This is a genomic window from Micromonospora lupini (genome assembly GCF_026342015.1).
Taxonomy (GTDB): Bacteria; Actinomycetota; Actinomycetes; order Mycobacteriales; family Micromonosporaceae; genus Micromonospora; species Micromonospora lupini_B.
Genome location: NZ_JAPENL010000001.1, coordinates 1,665,848 through 1,691,286, shown reverse-complemented (window position 1 = coordinate 1,691,286; position 25,439 = coordinate 1,665,848). Strand labels below are relative to the sequence as shown.

Genomic DNA, 25,439 nt, shown 5'->3' with positions numbered 1-25,439 from the left:
GCATCACCCGTCCTGACGAAGCTGGTCGGCGCCGCCGGTGACTCCGAATTTGTTGTCGAGGAAATCGAGGAGGTCGTCGTCGCTGACCGCGTCGATCCCCTCGGCGACCGCTGGCACGGGCTGCACCGACGCCCAGGCGGACGAGAGATCCCGCAGTCGTGCAGTGATCTCGTCGCGGCGCGTGTCGTCGGGCACCGCACTGGTCAGGTGCTCCGGCGACAGGCCCGCCAGCAGCTTCTCCAGACCCTCGATCTGGTCGAGCAGGCCGACCGCGGGCGCGGGCTTGCGTGGTGCCAGCGCGGTCGCCAGGTGTTCGGCGAGGGCATCCGGATTGGCGTGGTCGAAGATCAGGGTGGCGGGCAGCCGCAGTCCGGTCCGGCTGTGCAGGCGGTTGCGAAGCTCGATCGCGGTCATCGAATCGAAGCCCAACTCCTTGAAGGAGCGTCCCGCCTGGATGGTCGTCGGAGAGTGGGCCAACACCCCGGCCACCTCGGCGATGATCAGCGCGTGGATCCGCGCCCTGCGATCCTCGTCGGTCAGAGCGCCAAGCTCCTCGGTCAGGGATTCCGGGCTCGGACCAGTTCGCGTGCGGGCACCGGCCCGTGTCGTCGGCAGCAGGCCCGAGAAGATCGTCGGACGAGGGTCCTCATCGGCGCGTCGCCGCAGGGCCGCCAGGTCCAGCCGGGCGGTCACCAGCACCGGATGGGTGCGCCTGTGTGTCAGCGCCGCGTCCAGCAGGGCCAGGCCCTGCTCGACGGGCATCGGGACGAGGCCGATCCGGTCGAGCTGGGCGCGGTCGGCCGCGTCCAGCCCGGCGGTCATGCCCGAGGTCTCGGCCCATCGGCCCCAGGCGAGCGAGACGGCGGGAAGACCCTGCGCGTGTCGGAGCCCGGCGAGCCCGTCCAGCGCCGCGTTGGCCGCCGCGTAGTTGCCCTGACCCATCGTCCCGGCCGTGCCGGCCACCGACGAGAAGAGCACGAACAGCTCGGGGTCCAGGCCCATCTCGGTGGTGAGCCGGTGCAGATGCCAGGCCGCGTCCACCTTGGCTCGCAGGACGCCGCCGAGCCGTTCCGTGGTCAGTGACGTGATCATCGCGTCGTCCAGGACGCCGGCCGTGTGCACCACGCCGGCGAGCCGACGGCCCGCCAGGTGCTGCGTCAGCAGGGCGCGTAGCTGCGCCTCGTCCGCGACGTCGCACGCGACGATCGCGGCCTCGGCGCCGAGCCCGGCCAGTTCCTCGCGCAGCGCATCCGCGCCGGGAGCATCCGGTCCGCGCCGGCCGACCAACAACAGATGACGTACGCCATGCTGGCTGGCCAGATGCCGGGCCGTGCGGGAACCGAGCGCGCCGGTGCCCCCGGTGATCAGGACCGTGCCCTGCGCGTCCCAGATGGGGCCGTCGTTCTCGGCCTGTGGGTCCATGGCCAGGCGGGCCAGACGTGGCACCAGGGCCTGCCCACCTCGCACCAGGATCTGCCCCTCGCCGGCGGCAATGGCCGCCTCGACGGCCGTCCGCACCTGTGGATCGTCCGGGGACCCGTCGACGTCGGCCAGGCAGAACTGGCCGGGGCTCTCCGTCTGCGCCGACCGGACCAGACCCCAGGCGGCGGCTGCGGCGAGACTCGTGACGGCCTCGTCCGGATGACTCGCCACCGCGCCGCGGGTGATCACGACGAGCGGGCCGAGGTCGGAGTCGGCGTCGCGATGCGCCCGCAGCCGGGACAGCACCTCGGTGGTGACCCGCAGGACGTTCTCCGGCTCGCCGCCGGAGTCCTCGTCGAGGACGAGTCCGGTCCAGCCGATGGTGGGCGTGTTCGTGGCGGGCAGCGGCACCCAGGTCAGTTCGAACAGAGCGTTGCGCAGCGCGCCGCCCGCCTCGGTGGCGACCGGGCGGGTGGTCACCGACAGGGTGGCGACCGGCTCCGGTGACGACGGCGTGGCGACGGCGATGGTGTAGCGGTCCGGCTCGGACGCCGGGGTCGTGGTGACCCGCAGAACTGTCGGCGCATCCGGGTCGCGGTGCAGGCTGCCAGCCCAGGTGTACGGCGCGTGCCGGGGTGTGCCGGGGGCGTCGTCGCGCAGTAGATGGATGGTGTGCAGCGCCGCATCCAGCAGAGCTGGGTGCAGGTGGGTGCCGGTCACGTCGAGGTCCGCCGGCAGGGTGATCTCGGCGGCTACGCCGGTGCCGGTGCGCCACGCCTGGGTCAGTCCCTGGAAGACCGGGCCGTACTCGTAGCCGAGCTGCTCCCGGTCCAGATAGAAGTCCACGACCGGCAGCGGCGTGGCGCCGGGCGGGGGCCACGCGGCCGCTCCGCCGGACGGCATCGGCGGTGTCGCCGTGAGGACGCCTGTCGCGTGCTCGGTCCACTCGTCGTCGTCCCGGCTGCGGATCGCGATCGTCCACTCGCCCGGATCGTCGGTGGCCGCGATGGCGACCTGGACGTCGACAGCCGTGCGGTCCGGTAGCACCAGAGGTTGCTGCAGGGTCAGCTCCTGCACGTGCGGAGCGTCGGTGAGCGAACCGGCGTGCAGGGCCAGGTCGAAGAACGCGCTGCCGGGCACGAGGCGGACACCGCCGAGCGCGTGGTCGGCCAGCCACGGTTGGGTCCTGAGACCGATCCGGCCGGTGAGGACGAGGCCGTCGTCGGGCAGGTTGAGCCGCGCGCCGAGCAGCGGGTGGGGATCGGCCACGAGCCCGAGCCCGGCCGCGTCCGTCTTGGCCTCGTCCGTGAGCCAGTAGGTGTGGTGTTGGAAGGGGTAGGTGGGGAGGTTGGTGGTGGGTGGTGTGGTGGGGGGTGGGAGGTGGTGGGTGTGGGCGAGGGTGGTGAGGAGGGTGGTGGTTTCTTGTTGGTGTTTGCGGGTGGTGGGGTGGGCGGTGGTGGTGGGGAGGTTTTCGTGGGTGAGGTGGGTGAGGGTGGCGTCGGGTCCGAGTTCGAGGTAGGTGGTGACGCCGTGGTTGTGGAGGGTGTGGAGGCCGGTGGCGAATTGGACGGGTTGTTCGATGAGGGTGGCCCAGTAGTGGGGGTTGGTGAGTTGTTCGGTGGTGGCGATGGTTCCGGTGAGGTTGGAGATGATGGGTGTGGTGGTGGGGTGGTAGGTGACGGTGGCGGCGGTTTTGGCGAATTGTTGGGCGGCGTGGTGCATGAGGGGTGAGTGGAAGGCGTGGGAGACGTTGAGGGGGGTGACTTTGTAGCCTTCGTTTCGCCAGTGTTGGGCGAGGGTTTTGAGGGTGTGTGTGGGGCCGGCGATGACGGTGTTGGTGGGGGAGTTGTGGGCGGCGATGGTGGCGGTGGGGTGGTGGGTGAGGGTGTGGTGGAGGTTGTGGGGGTGGGTGTTGATGGCGAGCATGGTGCCGCCGGGTGGGAGGTGGTGCATGAGGGTGGCGCGGGTGGTGATGAGGTGGGCGGTGTCGGTGAGGGTCCAGAGTCCGGCGAGGTGGGCGGCGGTGAGTTCGCCGATGGAGTGGCCGAGGTAGTAGTCGGGGGTGAGGTTGAGGGTGGTGAGGAGGTGGTGTAGGGCGGTGTGGATGGCGAAGAGGGCGGGTTGGGTGTAGAGGGTTTGGTTGAGGTGGTGGGGGTTGGTGCCCCAGATGATGGTTTTGAGGGGTTGGGGGAGGTGGGGGTCGAGGGCGGCGCAGGTGGTGTCGAAGGCGTGGGCGAAGGCGGGGTAGGTGTGGTGGAGTTGGCGGCCCATGTTGAGGTGTTGGCTGCCTTGGCCGGTGAGGAGGTAGGCGGTTTTGCCGGTGGGGGGTGGGTTGGTGAGGTGGGTGGGTCCGGGTTGGTTGGTGGCGAGGGCGTGGAGTTGGTGGGTGTTGAAGATGAGGGCGGTGTGGGGGAAGCGGGTGCGGTGGTGGAGTGTGGCGGCGATGGCGGCGGGTGGGGTGTGGGGGTGGGTGTCGAGGTGGTGGGTGAGTTGTTGGGCGTAGGCGGTGAGGGCTTGTGGTGTTTTCGCGGAGATGAGCCACGGTGTGGTCCAGTCGGCCTCTTGACCCGACTCCTGGTCTGATTCCCGGCCGCTTTCCTGACCTGACTCCGGACTTGCGTCCTGGCTTGAGTCTTCGCCCGTGTCCTGGCCCGTTTCGCGGCTTGTTTCCTCGCCGGTTTTGACGCCGGTGTCCTGGCCGGTCTTGTCGCGTGTTTTGCGGCCTGCTTTTGGGGCCGTTTCTTCGGCGGTCTTGACGCCGTTTTCCGTGCCTGTTGCCTGGGCTGCTTCGGGGCTGGGTGGCTCGTTTGTCTGCTGGTGTGGCGCTGGGCTTGGTGTGGTGGGGGTGGGTGGTTGTTCGATGATGATGTGGGCGTTGGTGCCGGAGATGCCGAAGGAGGAGATGGCGGCGCGGCGGGGGTGGTTGGTGGTGGGCCAGGGTGTGGTGGTGGTGAGCAGTTGTAGGGGGGTGGTGTGCCAGTCGATGTGGTGGGTGGGGGTGGTGGTGTGGAGGGTGGGGGGGAGGGTGGCGTGGTTGATGGCTTGGATCATTTTGATGGTGCCGGCGGCTCCGGCGGCGGCTTGGGTGTGGCCGATGTTGGATTTGATGGAGCCGAGGTAGAGGGGGTGGGTGCGGTGGGGGGTGTAGGTGTTGATGAGTGCTTGGGCTTCGATGGGGTCGCCGAGGGTGGTGCCGGTGCCGTGGGCTTCGATGGCGTCGATGTCGGTGGGGGTGAGGTGGGCGTTGGTGAGGGCGGCGTGGATGACGCGTTGTTGGGCGGGGCCGTTGGGGGCGGTGAGTCCGTTGGAGGCGCCGTCTTGGTTGATGGCGGAGCCGCGCAGGATGGCGTGGATGTGGTGGTTGTTGGTGTGGGCGTCGGTGAGGCGTTCGAGCAGGAGGAGTCCTGCGCCTTCGCTCCAGCCGGTGCCGTCGGCGGTGTCGGAGAAGGGTTTGCAGCGTCCGTCCTCCGAGAGCCCGTGCTGTTGACTGAACGAGACGAAGATCCCGGGGGTCGCCAGGATCGTGGCGCCGCCGGCGAGGGCGAGGTCGCATTCGCCGTTGCGCAGGGCGGTCGCGGCCTGGTGGATAGCCACCAACGACGATGAGCAGGCCGTGTCGATGGTGACTGCCGGCCCCTCCAGGCCGAGGGTGTAGGCGATCCGCCCCGACGCGACGCTGTTCGTCGACGAGGTAGCGAAATATCCGGCCAGCTCGGCTCGGGACGTCTGCAGCAGGCGCGCGCCGTACTCCGCGTACATGACGCCGGCGTAGACGCCGGTGCGGGAACCGCGCAGGGTGGTGGGGTCGATCCCGGCGTGTTCGATCGTCTCCCACGCCGTCTCCAACAACAGCCGCTGCTGAGGATCGGTGGCCAGAGCCTCCCGAGGACTCATCCCGAAGAAGTCCGCGTCGAAGTCACCGGCGTCGTGCAGGAAACTGCCGCGCCGGGTCAGCGAGGTGTTCGGGCCCGTTCCGAAAAGCTCATCCAGGTCCCAGCCGCGGTTCACCGGGAAGTCCGACACCGTCTCCCGGCCCTCCACCACCAGTTCCCACAGCTCTTCGGGTGAGGTCACTCCACCCGGGAACCGGCAGCCCATCCCGACCACCACGATCGGGTCGTCGTCCACCGGGACGGCGCTCGTGGCCGTCGCGGCAGGCACGGTGACCGGCGTGCTGGTGAACTGGTCGTCGACGAACCCGGCCAGCAGCGCCGGGGTCGGGTAGTCGAAGACGGCCGTGGCCGGCAGCCGCAGCCGGGTGGCCGTGCCCAGCCGATTGCGCAGCTCCACAGCGGTGAGCGAGTCGAAGCCCTGCTCCTTGAAGGACTTCTCCGCCGCCATCCGGTCGGTTCCGGCGCGACCGAGCACGGTGGCGGCCTCGGCGAGGACCAGTTCGAGGGAGAGCACGCCGCGCTCCGTCGCCGGTGCTGCGGCCAGCCGTTCGCGCCAGTCGACAGCGGCGGTGGGCCGGCCCGGCGACCGGCTCACCAGGTCCCGCAGCACCGCTGGCAGAGTGCCCTCCCGGGCCTGCTCACGCAGCGCGCGAGGGTCGGGGTGGATCAGCACCAGTTCCGTCTCCGGCCGGCGCAGCGCCCGGTCGAAGTAGCTGAGGCCCTCGGCAGTGGTCAGCGGAATCAGGCCGCTGCGGGCCATCCGCGCGACGTCGGCGTCCGAGAGGTGATCGGTCATCGCCGAGGCCCGGTCCCAGTATCCCCAGGCCAGGGCCTGGGCGGGCAACCCCAGGGCGTGCCGGTGCGCGGCGAGGGCGTCGAGGAAGACGTTGGCCGCGGCGTAGTTCGCCTGGCCGGGGAGTGCCAGGACACCGGCCATCGAGGAGAACAGCACGAACGCGTCGAGGTCGTGCGAGGCGGTCAGCTCGTGCAGGTTCCAGGCGCTCACCGCCTTGGCGCGTACCACCCGTTCCAGCTGCTCGGAGGTCAGCGACGTGAGGATCGCGTCGTCGAGGATGCCGGCGGCGTGCACGACCGCGGTGAGCCGGCGGTCCAGCCCGGCCAGCAGGGCCGCGACCTGGTCCCGGTCCGCGATGTCGCAGGCCACCACGGTCACCTCGGCGCCCGCCTCGCCGAGCTGGCGCTCGGCCTCGGCGGCGGCGGGCGTCGCGCTGCCACTGCGGCTGGCCAGCACCAGATGACGTACGCCGTGTACCTGCACCAGGTGCCGCGCGAACAGCAGTCCCAGTTCCCCGGTCCCGCCCGTGATGAGCACCGTGCCGTCCGGATCGAGGACCGGGGGTCGCTCCGGCTCGGTCTGCGCCGTCCGGGTCAGACGAGGCACGAACAGGTGTCCATCGTGCAGCCTGGCCTGTGTCTCACCGGCCGCCAGGACGGCCCGTACCGCCTGGTGCACCTCGGCGTCGGACGCGGCGTCGTCGCTCTCCAGCCAGACGATCCGGCCGGGATGCTCGGTCTGCGCGCAGCCCACCAGCCCACGGGTGGCCGCGGCGGTAAGGTCACCGGTGCGCGCGACAAGGGCGAGGACGGTTCCCTCCGGCCCGTCGGCGATCCAGGAGCGCAGCCGCTCCAGCACGGCGGGGAGACGCTCCAGGAGCATGTCCGGCTCACCGGGCGCCAGCCGCTCGATGAGCGGTTCGCCCGTGGTGGGGGTGCCTGTCGGTTCCAGTGGTTGCCACCGCAGCTCGTGAAACGGCAGGGCGTCGGGGTCGCCGAGCAGGTCGGCTCCGGCCGGGCGCAGCGCGACCGACTCCACGGTGACGACCGGCCGGCCGTTCTCGTCGCTCAGCAGCAGCGCGGCGGTGTCCGGGCGGTCCGCCGCGGCCGTCACCCGCAGCCGCCGGGGGATGTCGCCGTGCCGCCGGACTCCCGTCCAGGAGAACGGCAGCAGCAGACGGGCCGGGTCGTTGAGCACACCGACGACGGCGTGCAGGGCAGCGTCCAGCAGCGCCGGGTGCACGGCGAATCCGTCGACGGGTTCCTCGGCGGGCAACTCCACCTCGGCGCTGACCTGGCTGTCCAGGCGTCGGGCCGACCGCAGGCCCTGGAACACCGGCCCGTACTGGTAACCGTGGTCGGACAGGGTCTCGTACAGGTCGCCCGCGTCCACCTCGACCGAGCCCTGCGGCAATGCGGCCACCGGGGCGGGTGGCGTGTGCGGCGTCGGCGCGAGCGTGCCGATCGCGTGCCGCGTCCACCCGGCGTCGGGACCCCCGCCGGCCTCCCGGGCGTAGATGCCGATGCTCCGGCGGCCGGCGGCGTCGGCGCCCTCGACGGCCACCTGTACGTCCACTGCGGACGTCGGCGCCAACCGCAGCGGCGCCTCGATGGTCAGGTCGTCGAGCAGGTCACAGTCGACCTGCTCACCGGCGTGCAGGGCCAGGTCGACGAACCCGGTGCCGGGGAACAGCACCTGACCGTTGACCATGTGCCCGGCGAGCCAGCCGTGCGCGGTGAGCGAGATCCGGCCGGTCTGCAACAGACCGTCCTCACGCGGGGTGGTGATCATGGCGCCGAGCAGCCGGTGTTCCGTCGCGTTGAGGCCGGCCGAGGGCACGTCGCTGCCGGCGACGGGGCGCAGCCAGTACCGCTGCGGCTCGAAGGAGTAGGTGGGCAGGTCGACGGGCGCCGCGTCGGCGGGGAAGAGGCCGGCCCAGTCGACGTCGGCGCCGCCGAGCCCCGCGACGGCAAGCGCGGTGAGGAACCGGGACGGGCCGCCGTCGTTGCGGCGGAGCGTCCCGGTCACCGTCGTGCTGTCGTCGCCGGCCGTGGCGGCGATCGCCGGAATCAGCACCGGGTGCGGGCTGACCTCGATGAACCGGGTGTGGCCGGTGGCCAGCAGATCGGCCAGGACGGTCTGCAGGCGTACCGGTCGGCGCAGGTTCTCGAACCAGTACTCCGCGGTCATCTCCGTGGTGTCCAGCTCGGCCGCGGTCAGGGTCGAGTGGAACGGCACGTCCGAGGAGCGCGGGGCGATGCCGTCCAGCACTTCCAGCAGGTGATCGCGCAACGGCTGGACGTGCGCCGTGTGCGAGGCGTACGAGACCGGGATCGTGCGGGGGTCGAGCCCGTCCTGCTGACACCGCTCGGTGAACCTGCGCAACAGGTCGGCGTCCCCGGCCACCACCGTGTGCGCGGGCCCGTTGTACGCCGCCACGGACAGGCCGTCGAACTCGGCCAGCCGCTGCTCGGTCTCGGCGGCCCCGAGCGGGATCGAGGCCATCCCGCCCTGCCCGGCGATCCGGATCAACGACTGTGCCCGCAGCGCCACCACTTTGGCCCCGTCGGTCAGGCTGAGCGCCCCGGCGACGGTCGCGGCGGCGATCTCCCCCTGGGAGTGCCCGATCACGACGTCCGGCCGTACACCGTGGTGCTGCCAGAGCCGGGCGAGCGACACCATCACCGCCCACAGTGCCGGCTGTACGACCTCGACCGCCTCCAACGCGGGCGCGTCGTCCCGCTCGGCGAGGACGTCGATGAGGTCCCAACCGGTGTACGGACGCAGCGCGTCGGCGCAGGCCCGCAACTGCGCGGCGAAGACTGGCGTGCTGGCGAACAGGTCCAACGCCATCCCGGCCCACTGCGCGCCCTGACCGGGGAAGACGAAGACGGTTCGCCCGGACGTACGGGATCCGGTGACCAGGCCGGGATGCGACCGGCCGGCGGCGAGGCTCTCCAGCGCGTCCACAAGCTCGTCGGTGTGCGACCCGATCGCCACCGCGCCGGTGTCCAGCCGGGCCCGCCCCGCGACAAGCGCCGCTGCGACCTCGGCCGGCGGGCGTTCGGCCGACCGCGCCCAGCGGGCGAGTGCCGTGGCCTGCCGCCGTAGGCCTTCCGGGCTGTGTCCGGAGACCAGCCAGGCGACCGGGCCGGGGTCGTCGACCGCAGGCGCCGGCGCGGGCTCCGGCGTCGGCGGTTGTTCCAGGACGACGTGGGCGTTGGTGCCGGACACGCCGAACGCCGAGACTCCGGCCCGACGGGGTCGGCCTGTCGCGGGCCACTCGACCGGGTCGGTCAGCAGCGCGACGGTGCCGGGCGACCAGTCGACGTGCGGGCTCGGCGCGTCGATGTTGAGGCTTGCCGGAAGGGTTCCGTACCGCATCGCCTGGACCATCTTGATGACTCCGGCCATTCCCGCGGCGGCCTGGGTGTGCCCGATGTTCGACTTGACGCTGCCCAGGTAGAGGGGCCGGTCCGCCGGACGGCCGACGCCGTAGGTGGCCATCAGCGCCTGCGCCTCGATCGGGTCGCCGAGGGTGGTGCCGGTGCCGTGCGCCTCCACCGCGTCGACGTCGGCGCCGGTCAGCCGGGCGCCGACGAGCGCCTGCCGGATGACCCGCTGCTGCGACGGCCCGTTGGGAGCGGTGAGCCCGTTGGACGCGCCGTCCTGGTTCACCGCGCTGCCGCGGACGATCGCCAGCACGTCGTGGCCGTTGGCCTCGGCGTCGGACAGCCGTTCCAGCAGCAGCATTCCGGCGCCCTCGCCCCAGGCGGTCCCGTCCGCGGCGGCCGCGAACGGCTTGCAGCGCCCGTCGGGGGCCAGCCCACGCTGGCGGCTGAACTCCACGAACATGCCGGGCTCACCCATCACCGTGACGCCGCCGGCCAGGGCCAGGTCGCACTCCGCGGCCCGCAGCGACTGGCAGGCCTGGTGCAGCGCGACGAGCGAGGACGAACAGGCGGTGTCGACGGTGAGCGCGGGACCCTCCAGCCCGAGGACGTACGAGATGCGTCCCGAGATCACGCTGGCGGTCTGGCCGGTGAGCAGGTAGCCGCCCGAGGCGGGTGTGCTCTGGTGCAGCCGCGGCCCGTAGTCCTGGTAGGTGGCGCCGACGAAGACACCGGTGCGGCTGCCGCGCAGGCTCGCGGGAACGATCCGGGCGCGTTCCAGCGTCTCCCACGCGATCTCCAGCAGGATGCGCTGCTGCGGGTCCATGGCCTCGGCCTCGCGGGGACTGATCCCGAAGAAGTCCGCGTCGAACTCGTCGGCGTCGTGCAGGAAGGTGCCGTGCCGGGTGTACGACGTGCCGGTCCGCTCCGGGTCGGGGTCGTAGAGCCCGTCGAGGTCCCAGCCACGGTTGACCGGAAAGCCGGAGACGGCGTCCCGGCGCTCGGTCAGCAGCCGCCACAGGTCCTCGGGGGACCGGATGCCGCCGGGATACCGGCAGCCGATCGCCACCAGCGCGATCGGCTCGTCGGCGGCCACCGGGGCGCGGCCGGTCTCGTCCGCCCGCTCCGGCTCACCCGTCAGCACCGTCCGCAGGTGTTCGGCGACGGCCTCGGGCGTCGGGTAGTCGAAGAGCAGCGTGTTCGGCAGGGCGACGCCTGTCGCGGCGGCGAGCTGGCCGACCAGCTCCACCGAGGTGAGCGAGGTGAAGCCGAGACTCCGAAACGGCTTGGCCGGGTCCACCGCGCTCGTCGAGGGATGACCCAGCACCGCCGCCGCGTGGGCACGTACCAGGTCGAGGAGGTTGCCGGCGGTCTGCGGGCGTACCCCGGTCCGGTGTGCTCCGGGGGTTTCGTCGAGCCAGTGCCGCTCGCGCTGGAAGGCGTAGGTGGGCAGGCTGACCCGGCGGCCCGGCGTCCCGTTGTGGATCTCCGTCCACGGCACCGGCACACCCTCGGTCCAGACCTGACCCAGGGCCTGGGTGAGGGCCGTCAGTTCGGGCTGCCCGGCGCGTAGCAGCGGGATCACCGCCGTGGGGGCGGGCCCGTCCGCGTCGGCCAGGGTGTCGCGGGCCAGAGCCGCCAGGACGCCGTCGGGGCCGACCTCGACCAGCGTGCCGACGCCGGTGCCCAGCAGGGTGGTGAGGCCCTGCTCGAAGCGCACGGTGGCGCGTACGTGGTCCACCCAGTAGTCGGGTGAGCACAGTTGCTCGGCCGTGGCCACGTCGCCGGTGACGTTCGAGATGACCGGAACTGTCGGCGGCGAGAACGTGAGGTCGGTGGCGACCGCACGGAAGTCGTCGAGCATCGCGTCCATGTGTGGCGAGTGGAAGGCGTGGCTGACCGACAGCCGTTTGACCTTGACTCCGCGGTCGCGCCACCGCTCGGCGATCCGCAGCACGTCCTGCTCGTCCCCGGAGATCACCACGGCCCGTGGGCCGTTCACGGCGGCGATGTCGACTGTGGCCTCGTAGCCCGCCAGGGATGCGGCGACCTCGTCCGCGCCGGCCTGGACGGAGACCATCGCGCCGGCGGCGTCGATCGCCTGCATGAGGCGTCCGCGAGCGGCGACCAGGGCGCAGGCGTCGGCGAGCGACAGCACACCGGCGACGTGCGCGGCGGTCAGTTCGCCGATCGAGTGCCCGATGACCGCGCCGGGGACGATGCCCCACCCTTCCAGCAGCCTGTGCAGCGCCACCTCCACGGCGAACAGGCCGGGCTGGGTGTACTCCGTGCGGTCCAGCAGGTCGTCCCCGGGCGAGCCCTCCGGCGCGAACATCACGTCGAGCAGCGAACGGCCCAGGTGCGGGCGCAACTGTTCGTCGATCTCGTCGAGCGCGCGGGCGAAGGCGGGTACCTCCCGGTACAGCTCATGGCCCATGCCGAGGCGTTGGCTGCCCTGACCGGTGTAGAGGAAGGCGACCGGCGCCTCGGCGCGAACGCGTCCGGTGACCAGGCCGGCGGCCGGGTGCCCGTCGGCGAGCGCGCCGAGACGGCCGGCCAGGTCGTCCCGATCGCGGCCGATCAGCACCGCGCGGTGCGGGAACGCCGTGCGGGTCTGGGCGAGCGCCGCGGCGATCTCGGCGGCGGACGTGTCGGCATCACCCGCGAGGCGTTCCTGGAGGGCTCGCGCCTGTCCGCGCAGCGCCGCCTCGTCGACTGCGGACAGGACCCAGGCCACCTGCGTGGGGGGCTGCGGCGCCGCCTGGTCGGGGTACGGCTGTTCGGGTACGTCGGACAGCACCACGTGGCAGTCGGTGCCGCCCATGCCGAACGAGTTCACACCGGCCACCAGCGGCCGGTCCGGCTCCGGCCACGGTGTCAGTTCCGTCTGCACGCTGAGGCCCAGCTCGCCGAGCGGGATGTCCGGGTGGGGCGTCGCGAAGTTCAGGCTCGGCGGCAGCTCCCGGTGACTGATCGCGAGGACCGCTTTGAGCAGGCCGGTGATTCCGGCCGCGCCTTCGAGGTGGCCGACGTTCGTCTTCGCTGATCCGACGCGCAGGGCCTCTTCGCGGTCTGCCGCTCGACCGAGGGCGGCGCCCAGCGACCGCGCCTCGATCGGATCGCCGAGCCTGGTCCCGGTGCCGTGCAGCTCCACGTACTGCACCTCGGCGGCGTCCACTCCGCCCACCTGGCAGGCCGTCCGGATCACCCGCTCCTGGGTGTCCGCGTCCGGCACCGTCAGGCCGTCGGTGTCGCCCTCGTTCGCCATCGCGCTACCCCGGATCACGCAGTGGATCCGGTCGCCGTCGGCCAGGGCCTGCCGCAGAGGCTTCAGCACGACAAGCGCGCCGCCCTCACCACGCACGTAACCGTTGGCCCGGGCGTCGAAGGTGAAGCATCTGCCGTCGGGGGAGAGGCCGCCGAAGCGGGCCGTACCGGCCGCGCTCTCGGCCGTGATGTTCAGGTTCACTCCGCCGACCAGGGCCGTCGTCGACTCGCCGCGACGCAGGCTCTCGCAGGCCAGGTGCACGGCAACCAGGGACGAGGACTGGCCGCTGTCGACCGCGAGGCTCGGGCCGCGCAGACCCAGGGTGTACGAGACGCGGTTGGCAAGGATGCTGCGGTGCAGGCCGGTCACGGTGAACGGTGAGATCGACGGCAGGCCCCGGCGGTAGCTCAGGGTGGCGTAGTCGTCCCAGATCGCGCCGACGAAGACGCCCGTCGCGGTGCCCTTCAGCGTGGCGGGCACGATGCCCGCGTGCTCCAGGGCCTCCCAGCCGAGTTCGAGCATCAGCCGCTGCTGGGGATCCATCTCGGCCGCCTCCCGCGGCGAGATCCCGAAGAACCCGGCGTCGAACCTGTCGACGGATTCCAGGAAGCCACCCCTGGTGGGTACCGAGGCGTCGGCACCCGGCCAGCGGCCCTCGGGCACGTCGCCTATCGCGTCGGTGCCACTGCGCAGCAACTCCCAGAAGGCGTCCGGGGTGGCAGCGCCCGGCAGGTGGCACGACATGCCGACGACGGCGATCGGCTCCTGCGCCGGAGTGCTGGCCGAGGTGCCCGGGGACATCGCAGCTAAGGGCGGGTGCGCCATCCAGACCTCGCCTCGCTCATGCCGGGTCTGTCGACCCGGACCGCTGTCGCTCAAGACCCCCACCGTTGTGGTGGGTGCTTAGGCACCGCTTGCCGAGTGCTAAAGCGGCCGGGGGGACGGGGACGCGGACGCGGCTCGGTGACGCGCCGCGAGCTGGGGACGTACGTCCGCGGGGGGTTCCCGATGGTCCGCCGTCACCGGGTCGGGTCGACAGAGGCTTTAGAGCGGTTCAAGCGGCGGTTGGCAGTTTTGACGGCGCGGCCGACCCGGTCGCTTCCGGTAATGGAGGTCGGCGTGGTCGAGCGTCCCCAGCGAAGACGACCGCGAGCGGTGCTCGCCGGGCTGTTGACCGAGCTGAACCGGTCACTTGCGGGCCTCGCCATCTGTTGGGGCTTCCCGCCGCCCGAGGTCTGGAAGACCGAGGCCGACCCGGTCGCCGCCTCCAACCCGGCCGGCGACGACGGTGTCGTGCTCAGCGCCGCCGAGCGGTGTGCCTGGCTCGACCTGTCCCGGCAGTTGGCAGGACCGGTGGACACCCCCGGAAACCGTCGAAAGGATCCCCGATGAGCGATCATGGAGCCCCTGTCGTCGACGTCCTCCTCGAGGGCGGCCCGATGGACGTCCCGCGTGAGCAGCGGATCGTGCTGTCCGAGGACACCAGGCTGAAGATCAAGATCCCGCTGCTGGGCGGCACCGAACACTTCGAGGTCGTGGGCGATCCGGCCGCGGACGTCAGCCCGCGGGTCTACCGCTGGACGACGCGCACCCGGATTGCGGAGTAGGCCACCGCGGCCATGGTGACGAGCCGCAAACGCGTCGAGCAGGTGGAGCGGGTGGTGATCCGCTTCGCCGGTGACTCCGGCGACGGCATGCAGTTGACCGGCGACCGGTTCACCTCGGAGACGGCCCAGCTCGGCAACGACATCTCGACGTTGCCGAACTTCCCCGCCGAGATCCGGGCTCCCGCCGGCACGTTGCCGGGTGTCTCCAGCTTCCAGGTCCATTTCGCCGACCATGACATCCTGACCCCGGGCGACGCGCCGAATGTGCTGGTGGCGATGAACCCGGCCGCGCTCAAGGCGAATCTGTCGGAGCTGCCCGCCGGAGCCGACATCATTCTCAACAGCGACGAGTTCACCAGGCGCAACCTGGCCAAGGTGGGCTACGCGGCCGATCCCGTCCAGGACGGCTCGCTCGCCGGCTACGTGGTGCACCCGGTCGCGTTGACCTCGATGACTGTCGGCGCCCTGGCGGATCTGGGAATTGCGAAGAAGGACGCCGAGCGGGCGAAGAACATGTTCGCCCTCGGTCTGCTCTGCTGGATGTACTCCCGACCGTACGAGTCGACCCTGCGGTTCCTGGAGCGTCGGTTCGCGAAACGGCCGGACCTGGTCACGGCGAACCAGACAGCTTTCCGGGCCGGCTGGAACTACGGCGAGACCACTGAGGTGTTCTCGGTGCGCTACGAGGTCAAGCCGGCGACGATGCGGCCGGGCCGGCACCGGAACATCACCGGCAACCAGGCGCTCGCGCTCGGGCTGGTGGCCGCCGCGGTCCGCTCCAAGCTGCCGCTGTTCCTCGGGGCGTATCCGATCACGCCGGCGTCGGACATCCTGCACGAGCTGAGCAAGCACAAGCGCTTCGGCATCATCACGATGCAGGCCGAGGACGAGATCGCTGCGGTCGGGGCGGCGTTGGGCGCGTCGTACGGCGGGGCCCTGGGGGTGACGACCACGTCCGGTCCGGGTGTGGCGCTCAAGAGCGAGACGATCTCGCTTGCGGTGGCGTTGGAGCTGCCGCTGGTGATCGTGGATGTGCAGCGGGCCGGCCCGTCGACGGGGATGCCGACCAAGACCGAGCAGGCCGACCTGAACATGGCGTTGTACGGGCGGCACGGCGAGGCGCCGGTCGCGGTGATCGCGCCGAAGTCGCCGTCGGACTGTTTCTTCGCGGCGTTGGAGGCGGCCCGGATCGCGTTGACGTATCGGACGCCTGTGATCCTGCTGTCGGACAACTACGTGGCGAACGGCGCCGAGCCGTGGCTGCTGCCCTCGGCCGACGAGCTGCCCGATCTCACAGTCGAATTTGCCACCGCTCCCAACAGCGAGGACGGCAGGTTCCTGCCGTACCTGCGCGATCCGCAGACCCTCGCCCGGCCGTGGGCGATTCCGGGAACCCCGGGCCTGGAGCACCGGATCGGTGGGCTGGAGAAGGCCGACAAGACCGGTGACATCTCGTACGACCCGGCGAACCACGACTTCATGGTGCGTACCCGGGCGGCCCGCATCGAGATGATCGACGTTCCCGACCTCGACGTCGAGGATCCGGACGGGAACGCTCGCGTCCTGGTGCTCGGTTGGGGTTCGACGTACGGCCCGATCGGGGCCGCCTGTCGGGCGCTGCGGCAGCGCGGGCTGTCCATCGCCCAGGCGCACCTGCGGCACCTCGCCCCGCTGCCGGCCAACCTCGGCGAGGTCCTGGCGGCGTACGACAGGGTCGTCGTCCCGGAGATGAACCTCGGCCAGCTCGCCGGCATCGTGCGCGCCCGCTACCTGGTCGACGCCCTGCCCCACACCAAGATCAGTGGCCTGCCGTTCATCAGCGGTGAGCTGGAGGCCGCGTTGGAGAAGGTGATCGCCGATGCCTGAGCCTGTCGCTCTCAAGCTCACCGCGAAGGACTTCAAGTCCGACCAGGAGGTGCGATGGTGCCCCGGGTGTGGTGACTACGCGATCCTGGCGGCGATCCAGCAGTTCATGCCGGAGTTGAACATTCCGCGGGAGCGGACGGTGTTCGTTTCCGGGATCGGCTGCTCGTCGCGTTTCCCGTACTACATGAACACGTACGGGATGCACTCGATCCACGGTCGTGCGCCGGCGATCGCGACGGGCCTGTCGGTGTCCCGGCCGGATCTGTCGGTGTGGGTGGTGACCGGTGACGGTGATGCGTTGTCGATCGGCGGTAACCACCTGATCCACGCGCTGCGGCGCAACGTCAACCTCAAGATCCTGTTGTTCAACAACCGGATCTACGGTTTGACCAAGGGTCAGTACTCGCCGACATCCGAGGTCGGCAAGGTCACCAAGTCGACGCCTGCCGGCTCGGCGGACGCGCCGTTCAATCCGCTGTCGCTGGCCCTCGGCGCGGAGGCCAGCTTCGTCGGTCGGACCATCGACTCCGACCGTAAGCACCTGCAGTCGGTGCTGCGGGCGGCCGCCGAGCACGAGGGTTCGGCGTTCGTGGAGATCTACCAGAACTGCAACATCTTCAACGACGGGGCGTTCGAGCAGCTCAAGGACCCGTCCACCCGCGACGACCACCTGATCCGCCTGGAGCACGGGCAGCCGATCACCTTCGGCGCCGACGGCCGGTACGCGGTGGTGCACCCGCCGGGCGGCTTCGGGCTCCAGGTGCGGGAGGGCGGCGTCGCCATCGTGCACGACGTCACGATCGACGACCCGGCGTACGCGTTCGCGCTGAGTCGACTCTCCGGCTCGGACCTGAACACCACCCCGATCGGTGTCTTCCGCGACGTGCGCCGCCCGTCCTACGACCAGATCGTCCGGAAACAACTCGTCGACGCGCGGTCTGCGGCCGTCGGGACCCCGGAGGAGATGCTCGACGACCTCCTCGCCTCCGGCGACACCTGGACCAACCCCTGAGACTCGGCGCCGCAGTGCCGCGTCAGGCCGTGCGGGGCACCCTGGTCAGCGCGTTGGCACCGGTGCCGAGGAGGACCTGACGCCGTGCGGCCGGCACGACGATCGCGCAGGCCAGGAGACCTCTGCGGACCGCCCAGCGGCCCGACAGCTCCACCAGCGGCCCGTCCACAAGCAGGCGTGCCTCGAAGACGCCGGACCTGTGGAAGCGGACGTGCGCGTCCTCGAAGCCGAGCGGGCGTCGCACCAGCGGGTACCAGACCTTGTAGATCGTCTCCTTGGTGCAGAAGAGCAGGCGGTCCCATGATGTCGCCGGGTCGGCGTCGCGGAGTCGGGCGAGGTCGGCACGCTCCACGGGTAGCGAGATCACGCTCAGCACGCCGTCCGGGAGCGGGGCGTTCGGTTCGGCGTCCACACCGATGGCAAGCGTCGTCTCGGTCCGGGCCACCGCCGCGGCACGGTACCCGGCGCAGTGGGTGATCGCGCCGACCGCGCCGTGCGGCCAGGTCGGCGCGCCTCGCTCTCCCGGCAGGATGGGCACGGCGGGGTACCCGAGCTGGGCCAGGCCGCGACGGGCACACCAGCGCCCGCTCGCGAACTCGCGTTGCCGGGGCGTCACCGCGCGGGCGATCGTCGCGGCCTCCTCGGGGAACAGCACGCCGGGCTCGGCGTCGTCGAAACGTTCGGCCCACGCCACATCCCGTGGCAGCAGGCCGCCGAGCACCGAGCCGTCGTCGCGGCGGTCGGGCGCGACGATCACCGGCACGGTACGGGGCAGGGCAGCGGTCGGCGGCGCCAATGGTGTGTCGACAGTGTCCGTCATGCGATTAATCCCCTCGATGCTGTTCGATCCAGCTCGATTCGCCGTCACATTAACCATCGCCAAAGATGGCGGTCAACACGTTCGAATTGCCGCCCAATAATGACTATGGAATCGCTTTAGCGGGAGGTAAGAGGGGTCGAATACTGTTCATCTCAATCTCGGAAATCACGCCCGCCATCAATGGAGTCCGCATGCTCGAACTCAGGATGATCGAGAAGACGACCAAGATCCACGTGAACATGGAGGTGGATCCACGCCATGTGCCGGTCGGCTGGGTGGCGCTCTACTTCGACGACCTGTACGACGAGTCCGGCACGGAACTCATCGGCAAGGCGTACGGCGTCAATCACGCGATCGGCGAGCGCAAGTCCGACGGTCACATGATCCAGTACGTCACCGAGCAGTTCCACCTCGAGGACGGCTCGCTCTGCGCCGAGGGCCCCATGGACCGTGAAGCGGTGATCGCCCAGGAGTGGGTGCAGATCCCGGTGAAGGGAACGGCCGGAATCTACCTGGGAATGTCTGGTCTGTGGAGTTGGCGGCTGATCGACCTGACCGATCCGCTGATTCCCCTGGTCTCCAACATCAAGCTGGGGCCGTGATCGGCTCCGGCCCGATGTCGCGGTAGGCAGCGAGATACCGACGTCCCTCCAGCCCCTGGTGGAGTTCATCCCCCCGTCCGCAAGGACTCCACCGGGCTGGAGGGCATCTGTTTGTCATCGATGGGCCGGTCGGTGCCGGGCCCGTCGTCCGTCGTGGTCGTCACGCGCCACCTGCACCGAATGTAGGACTTCTTCGCATAAGACCGGTTAATGCGAGTTCCGCTCGGCTACGTTCCCCGTGGGGGCGACAACCGATTTGTCGCTGTCTGCACCGAGTGTGACGTGCAGAGACATGGTGTACGGAGAAGGGCCAGGTATGTCCAACCATCGACACCCGAGCGCCGGCGATCCAGCGCCAGATCAACCACAACGGTCGAGGAGGCGACGGGCGCGCTGGCTCGTCGCCGGCGTCGCCGGGCTGACCGGGGTGGCCGGCCTGGTCGCCGTCGGGGCGCCGACAGGCGTGACCGGAGCGTTCGCGACGAGCGGCGGCAAACTGCTCAACGTCGGAGAGCAGGTCCTCACCGGGAGCAGCCGGGCGGCGGGCGACGACGACGGAGGGCACGGTTCCGGCGGTCGCGACGACAAGGACCACAAGGGCGACGACAAGGATCACAAGGGCGACGACAAGTGGAGCGGCGGGGGCGACGACGTCAGGGACGTACCCTGCGGCGCGAACGAGCTGATCGCTGCGCTCGTCCGCGCGAACGCCGGCCACGGGGCGAAACTCAAGCTCGCCGAGAGGTGCACCTACACGCTCAACGCGTCCGCGCCTCAGCCGCCGGTGCCCCACGGTCCCATCGGCCTGCCGATCATCACGCAGCCGGTCACGATCGACGGGAGGGGGTCGACGATCGTCCGCGCGGCCACCGCCACACCGTTCCGGATTCTCGAGGTGGGCGCCGGCGGTGACCTGAAGCTGCGCGACGTCACCATCAAGGGCGGCGAGGACACGAGTGGGATCGGCGGTGGCGGAGGCGGTATCCGGATCGACATCGGCGGCCGGGCCACACTCGAGAACATCGACGTGGTCTTCAACCACACCAACGGCTCGGGCGGCGGGATCGCCAACTTCGGTGACACCAGCATCCTCGGCCGGAGCGACCACGACGCGGACAAGGGCCGGGACGACAAGGGCCGGGACGGCAAGGGCCGGGACGACAAGGGCCGGGACGGCAAGGACGGCGACAAGCACGGGGACGACGAGAGCAGGATCAGCGACAACGGTTCCCTGTTCGACGGTGGAGGCGTGTACAACAACGGCAACCTCACCGTGCGCAACGCCAGACTCAGCGACAACAGCACGATCGGGGTCGTCAACATCCTGCCGATCGGTGGCACGGGTGGCGGCCTGTCGAACTCAAGCGTCGCCGTGCTCGAGGACGTCCGTGTCCACCACAACACCGCAGGCTTCCGGGGCGGTGGCATCCGCAGCGGAATCAACGCGACCACCACGGCCCGGAACATCGAGGTCAGCGAGAACTCGACAGGCAGCGAGGGCGGCGGGATCTTCAGCGACGGCGTCTTCCACCTGGAGCACAGCAAGATCAGCCGCAACAATGCCGGCCAGCGCGGTGGCGGGATCTTCAACCAGATCGGTCGCTTCGTGGCCGAGGACGTCCAGATCAGTGAGAACGCCGCCAGCACGAACAGCACCATCGAGAACGGCGGCGGCGTCTTCGTCGGCAGCGGCGTCGTCGTGCTGCGGCGCACCCAGGTCGTCCGCAACAAGGCGTTCGGTACGAACTCGCGGGCCGGCGGCATCTACAACAGGGGCACCGTCAACCTGACCGAATCCAGGGTCACGGACAACATCTCCGTCCTGGCACCGGGCGGGATCTTCAACGACGGCGGTCAGGCCACCGTGGACGAGAAGTCGGTCGTCAGCGGCAACCGGCCCACCAACTGCACGCCCAGCGCACCGCCCGTCGCCAACTGCTTCGGCTGACCGGCTGCTCGGCCGGCTCCACGAGTGGACCAGCGCGACCGACAGCAGCGCGGGGGCATCCGGTCCCGCTCCGGCACGATCACCAGATCGGGCCGTGGCGGGACCGGATGCCTGCGTCAGAACGGCCTCGTCCCACCGGCGGCGACCGCGAGGGGCCACCGCCGGCGCCCTCGTGGCGTCAGAGCCGGGAGGTGAAGGTGGCCAGGAAACGGTGCGGGGTGACCACACCGGCGTTGTCGAAGCAGATCACGTCGACGTCGGCGTTCGTGGTGTACGTCCACGGCTGGGTGAGGTGGCAGTAGTTGCTGCCGGCGCCCTGCGCCACCACCTGGACGTGGGTCTCCTTCAGGCCGATCTGCGGGAAGGTCGCCAGGTAACGGCCGGCCGGCGCCAGCGGCGCCACCGTGTTCGCGCCGACGCCGAGCACCGAGTTGTCGTTTGTCGGCCCGCCGACGGCGGTGCCCAGGTACCCGAAGCGTGACGGCGGCGCGAGAGAGCCGATCACCGGCCGTCGGCGGTGGTAGGACAGGGCGAAGTCGGTGTTGACGAACGCTCCGGCCTGGTCGTAGCAGAAGACGTACACCTGCACGTCGCTGCCGACCGCGGTCCAGGCGTAGACCTTGCACCGACGGGGGCCGGCGTTCGGCTGCACGGCGGTGACCTGCACGTCACCGGCGAGCACCCCGGCCAACCCCACCCCGGGCAGACGCACCAGGTACTGCCCGACCCCCAGGGGCCCGACCGTGTTCACCACGCCCGTCGAGTTGTACGACTGCACCACCACGCCGCTGCCCCACTGCACGTACGCGTGGGAGGTGCCGGCCGGCAGTACGCCTGAGCTGGTCGTCCAGAGCACTGTGAACGGGGTGTCCTCGCGCGTGCCGCCGGGTTTGTGGCACTGCACGTCGACGATCTCGTCGGCGCCGGACTGGAACCAGCGAACCACCTCGCAGTAGTGCCCGGTCCGGTTCACAGGTGTCACGTGCGGCACGCCCCGCGAGCTGGCGCCCACCTGTGGGAAGCGGACCTGGAACCGGCCGGGCGCGAGCTTGACGCCGGCGGCCCAGGCGGCCGGGAACGCCGTCTTCCAGCTACCCCACTGCCGGCTGGTGTCCAGCACGGTCCAGACCGGCACCGTGGGGTCCTGTACGTACGCGAACCCCCAGCGGTCGGCGGTGGCCGCGGCGGCCGGCGTCGGCGGTGTGAGTGCGCCGGCGGCCAGGACGGCGGCCAGCGCGGCGGTGACGAACGAGCGGAGACGCATCTGTTCCTCCATTCGACGGGAACATGTCGGGGAGGAGTCTGCGCGTGGTCACACGATGGTCACAGTCGGCTACCACGTGCGCCGGTGTCGGGTGTCGGCCACCCGAAATCGAGCCGATCGGTGCGGCGGACGGCGGACGGCCCCCGCGCCCGGGGGGCGAGAGGGCCGTCCTAGGTGCGGATGCGGGGATCAGCCCCCGGCGAACGTCGGTTCCACCCCGCACTTGGCGTTCTGGTTGAGGCAGGACTTCACCAGGGCGCCCAGGTGGTCCGGCTCCCAGGCGTTCATGAAGTCGCCGTGCATCGAGGACGGCTTGCCGGAGGAGAGGCTGAGACCGTCCCCGCCCAGCGACTCGTAGTTGACCATGAAGGACAGGTCGGGCACCGCGACCGGGTACTTGCCGGTGCAGACGCCGTTGACGGGGTCGCCCATGTGCGACTTGTGATCGGGTGAGTCGATGTTCTTGCCGTCCCAGCAGTCCTTGAACACCAGCTGGAAGATCAGGTTGCCGCCGGGGGCGCAGACCGGCCAGTTGCCGTCGGCGCTGCGGCCGATCTCGGCGCTGCCCGCGCACCAGAACTGGTTGCTGCCGGCGTTCTTCGGGGTGTCCACCTGCCGCTTGGCGTCGCCCTCGACGACCCGCAGGCCCGGCGGGAAGGGCTTGACGGTCGACGGGTCCTTGACCCGCGAGCCGTAGTAGACCCGGAAGCTCTTCATCGGAACGGGCTTGCCGTCCTTGCGCAGCTCCGGAACCCAGTAGGCGCTCAGGTCGCCGGGGGCGTTGCAGGTGGTCGTCGAGGAGAGCAGCTTGTCGGTGGTGGTGAAGGCGTCGACCTTGGGGCCGAAGAACGTGTGCATGTGCGAGGCGCCCGCGAGGCCGGGCAGGACGATCGGGTCGTCCGGCGCGGAGTTGGCGAGCTCGCAGTCGGTGTGGAACTCGGGGACGCGGGTGGTGCCCGGCGGCACGGCCTTCGGCTTGATCGCGTTGAAGGCGGCCAGTTCCTTGCTCCAGCTGGCCTGGTCGACAGGCACCCAGCCGCCGCCGGCCGGAGCGCTGGACGGGGACGTCGAGGGGGACGCCGACGGGCTGGAGCTCGGCGCGACAGTGGCGCTCGGCGTCGTGGCCGTCGCCGGACCGAACGTGAACCAGTTCAGATTCACGAAGTCCGAGGTGCCGATGCTCTTCAGGACGACGAAGACGGTCTGCGCGCCGGCCGGCACGCCGGACGCCTTCGCGGTGACTGTCGTCCACTTCTGCCAGCCGCCGGTGGAGGCGATCGGGAAGCTGGCCAGCAGTTGACCGTCCTGCGCACCGAGGTGCAACTCGACCGAGCCGCCCGTGGTGTTCTGTGCGGCGACCCGGGCCGTCAGGTCGGCGCCGGTTATCGACACGTTGTCGTACCGCAGCCAGTCGCCGTCGGCCAGCCAGCCGACGTTCCTGCCGCCGTCGGTGTCGCCGGTGCTCTCGGTCTGCGCGCCGGACTGCGCGGCGAATGCCTCCGCCTGGACCCGGCCGGGCACGATGACTTCTTCGGCCTGGGCGCCGGCGATGTAGATGCCGCTGCCGCCGATCGCGGCGACGACCGCGGCGGCGAGCGTGGTGCGGGCGAGGCGACGGCGCTTCCGCGCCCGGTCCGGCGGTGCGACATGCGCGGGGGGAGTCCGCATTGCCAGTGGTGTCCTTCGAGTTGGCGATAACGCTCCGGTCGGGATGAAGTATGTGCACGTCCCGAGCCCGCAGCAACGTGCGGAAAAAGAATTAAGGAGGGTCGTGAGCAGGTCTCCTGGTGGCCGGCGTCCCCGCTCCGGATAACACTTTTTCGCCCGCGCAGCCTTAAGTTTGTTTTAACTCCTCGAAGGCGGCCGGGGCCTGCTGATTACGAATTTTGCGGTAACGAATCGCGTCCCGATCGGATACTGGGGCATGTCGTCTCGACCTGGCAACCCTCGGCTGACGCGTCAGCCGGGGCGGCTTGTCGCCTTCAGCGACGGGGTCTTCGCCATCGCCGTGACGCTTCTCGTGCTGGAGATCCAACCGCCGAAGGACTTCGGGCATCTCCTGCCGGGCCTCGGGGCACTGTGGCCGTCGTACCTGGGGTACGCGCTGAGCTTCCTGCTCGTCGGGCAGGTGTGGGTCAATCATCACGTCATGTTCGACCGGGTCCGGCACGTCGACCGTCCGGTCCTGTTCCTCAACACGCTGCTCCTGATGGTGATCGCGTTCCTGCCGTTCTCCACGTCGCTGCTCGCCGACGCGCTCCGCGCGGAGCAGGGGCTACGGCCGACGGTGGTCGTCTACGGCAGCACACTGTGGGTGGCAGCGGCCCTGTTCAACGTCATCTGGGCCCATCTTCGCCGGGCGGGACTCCTGGACCCCAGTCTCGGCTCCTTCGGGGTGCGGGCCATCGGCCGTCGCTACGCATTCGCGCTGGCCTGGATCGGCGCCGGCATCCTCGTCGGCGCGTTCGTGCCGATCGCGGGCGTCGCCATCATCGCGGCCTTCCTGCCCGCCTACTACCTGCCCATCCGCGGCGAGTACGGCGAGGACGACAGGACCACCGACAGTCCCGGCTGAACCGGCCCGTTGCCCGGAGACCGGCTCGGCGGACACCGTGGTCGAGATTCGTCAAAATATTGTGGGCGTGGCTGTCGATCGGGGCGGGCTCTCTTCGTAGCCCTAGTGAGAGCCCGGCATCGAGACGGGCCACGCACCCGCTGGAGGGCACGATGACCACCACCGCGCAGACCACCCGCACCACCACGGCCTTCGGCGCGCTGATCGGGGCAGGTGTGCTCGCCACGGTCGCCGCGAGCGCCGCCACCATGGCCGTCGCCGCCGTCGGCAGTGCGGCAGGGATCAGCCTCGACGTGAGCGGCGCCCCGATCCCGGTGACGGGGTTCGGCGTGCTGACCGCCGTCTTCTCGTCGGTAGGCGTGCTCCTCGCCGTGCTGCTGGCCCGTATCGCGCGGCGTCCGCAGCGCGCGTTCGTCCGTACGACAGTGGTGTTGACAGTCCTGTCCCTGGTGCCGGACGTGCTCGTCGAGGCCGGGACGGCCACCAGGGCGCTGCTGATGCTCAGCCACCTGGTCGCGGCCGTGATCGTGATCCCGGCCGTCGCGCGCCGACTGGCCGCCTGACCTCTCCCCATCCCACAATCGAGCTATCGGAGGATCACCATGAAGCAGTACCTGCTGTCCGTGCACTTCGTCGAGGGCGCGCCGACGCCGTCCGACGAGGAGATGCAGACCATGTTCCGGGAGACCGGCCGGATCAACGACGACATGCAGGCGGCGGGCGCCTGGGTCTTCGCCGGGGGCCTCACGTCACCCGACAGCGCCACGGTCGTCCGGGTCGAGAACGGCGCCACCGCGATGAGCGACGGGCCGTTCGCCGAGACGAAGGAACACATCGCCGGATTCTGGGTGATCAAGTGTGCGGACCTGGACGAGGCGCTGGCCTGGGCCGAACGGTGTGCCGCGGCCTGCGGTCCGGTCGAGGTGCGCCCCTTCGACGACCTGTCCCAGGCCTGAGCGGGAGCCGTCACTCGA

At 70.5% G+C, this 25,439-nt stretch carries 13 protein-coding genes; 9 read left to right on the top strand and 4 right to left on the bottom strand.

What is annotated here, in order from left to right; translation table 11 throughout:
- Nucleotides 1-3: 3 nt before the first annotated feature.
- Nucleotides 4-13,572 (bottom strand): type I polyketide synthase, encoded by a 13,569-nt coding sequence (locus OOJ91_RS34350; RefSeq protein ID WP_323178424.1) that lies wholly within the window; start codon nucleotides 13,570-13,572, stop codon nucleotides 4-6.
- A 318-nt stretch (nucleotides 13,573-13,890) separates the two neighbouring features.
- Between OOJ91_RS34350 and OOJ91_RS07635 the strand changes: the two genes are divergently transcribed.
- Genes OOJ91_RS07635 through OOJ91_RS07620 form a run of 4 tightly spaced genes read left to right on the top strand, consistent with a single transcriptional unit; the run spans nucleotide 13,891 to nucleotide 17,256 of the window.
- The gene (locus OOJ91_RS07635) at nucleotides 13,891-14,163 is read left to right on the top strand and encodes a hypothetical protein (RefSeq protein WP_266243883.1); all 273 of its coding nucleotides are present in this window, start codon (nucleotides 13,891-13,893) and stop codon (nucleotides 14,161-14,163) included.
- Entirely contained in the window at nucleotides 14,160-14,378 is a 219-nt protein-coding gene (locus OOJ91_RS07630; RefSeq protein WP_266243882.1) for a DUF5988 family protein, read from the top strand. Before OOJ91_RS07635 ends, OOJ91_RS07630 begins: the two co-directional genes overlap by 4 nt.
- A 12-nt stretch (nucleotides 14,379-14,390) precedes the next feature.
- Complete coding sequence (locus OOJ91_RS07625; protein WP_266243881.1) at nucleotides 14,391-16,244, top strand: 2-oxoacid:acceptor oxidoreductase subunit alpha; 1,854 nt, start codon at nucleotides 14,391-14,393, stop codon at nucleotides 16,242-16,244.
- Nucleotides 16,237-17,256, top strand: coding sequence for a 2-oxoacid:ferredoxin oxidoreductase subunit beta (locus tag OOJ91_RS07620; RefSeq protein WP_266243879.1), 1,020 nt, complete (start codon nucleotides 16,237-16,239; stop codon nucleotides 17,254-17,256). Before OOJ91_RS07625 ends, OOJ91_RS07620 begins: the two co-directional genes overlap by 8 nt.
- 22 nt (nucleotides 17,257-17,278) lie before the next feature.
- Here OOJ91_RS07620 and OOJ91_RS07615 read toward each other — a convergent pair whose 3' ends face one another.
- Nucleotides 17,279-18,076 (bottom strand): 4'-phosphopantetheinyl transferase family protein, encoded by a 798-nt coding sequence (locus OOJ91_RS07615; protein WP_266243878.1) that lies wholly within the window; start codon nucleotides 18,074-18,076, stop codon nucleotides 17,279-17,281.
- 191 nt (nucleotides 18,077-18,267) lie between these two features.
- Here OOJ91_RS07615 and OOJ91_RS07610 point away from each other — a divergent pair, with 191 nt between their 5' ends.
- Nucleotides 18,268-18,678, top strand: coding sequence for an allene oxide cyclase barrel-like domain-containing protein (locus OOJ91_RS07610; protein WP_266243877.1), 411 nt, complete (start codon nucleotides 18,268-18,270; stop codon nucleotides 18,676-18,678).
- A 316-nt stretch (nucleotides 18,679-18,994) separates the two neighbouring features.
- Complete coding sequence (locus OOJ91_RS07605) at nucleotides 18,995-20,626, top strand: hypothetical protein (protein ID WP_266243876.1); 1,632 nt, start codon at nucleotides 18,995-18,997, stop codon at nucleotides 20,624-20,626.
- 178 nt (nucleotides 20,627-20,804) lie between these two features.
- On the opposite strand, the gene OOJ91_RS07600 is transcribed toward OOJ91_RS07605, so the two are convergent.
- Both OOJ91_RS07600 and OOJ91_RS07595 read right to left on the bottom strand, forming a co-directional pair.
- Complete coding sequence (locus OOJ91_RS07600) at nucleotides 20,805-21,890, bottom strand: hypothetical protein (protein WP_266243875.1); 1,086 nt, start codon at nucleotides 21,888-21,890, stop codon at nucleotides 20,805-20,807.
- A gap of 189 nt (nucleotides 21,891-22,079) precedes the next feature.
- Entirely contained in the window at nucleotides 22,080-23,558 is a 1,479-nt protein-coding gene (locus OOJ91_RS07595; protein WP_266243874.1) for a DUF1996 domain-containing protein, read from the bottom strand.
- Nucleotides 23,559-23,814: 256 nt separating this feature from the next.
- Between OOJ91_RS07595 and OOJ91_RS07590 the strand changes: the two genes are divergently transcribed.
- The 3 genes from OOJ91_RS07590 (at nucleotide 23,815) to OOJ91_RS07580 (ending at nucleotide 25,421) form a co-directional block, all read left to right on the top strand.
- Nucleotides 23,815-24,465 carry a TMEM175 family protein gene (locus OOJ91_RS07590; protein WP_266243872.1) on the top strand — a complete coding sequence of 217 codons (651 nt, stop codon included), beginning with the start codon at nucleotides 23,815-23,817 and terminating at the stop codon, nucleotides 24,463-24,465.
- A 152-nt stretch (nucleotides 24,466-24,617) separates the two neighbouring features.
- Nucleotides 24,618-25,028, top strand: a complete 411-nt coding sequence (locus tag OOJ91_RS07585; RefSeq protein WP_266243871.1) for a DUF6069 family protein — start codon at nucleotides 24,618-24,620, stop codon at nucleotides 25,026-25,028.
- A 39-nt stretch (nucleotides 25,029-25,067) separates the two neighbouring features.
- Entirely contained in the window at nucleotides 25,068-25,421 is a 354-nt protein-coding gene (locus OOJ91_RS07580) for a YciI family protein (protein ID WP_266243870.1), read from the top strand.
- Nucleotides 25,422-25,439: the final 18 nt, after the last annotated feature.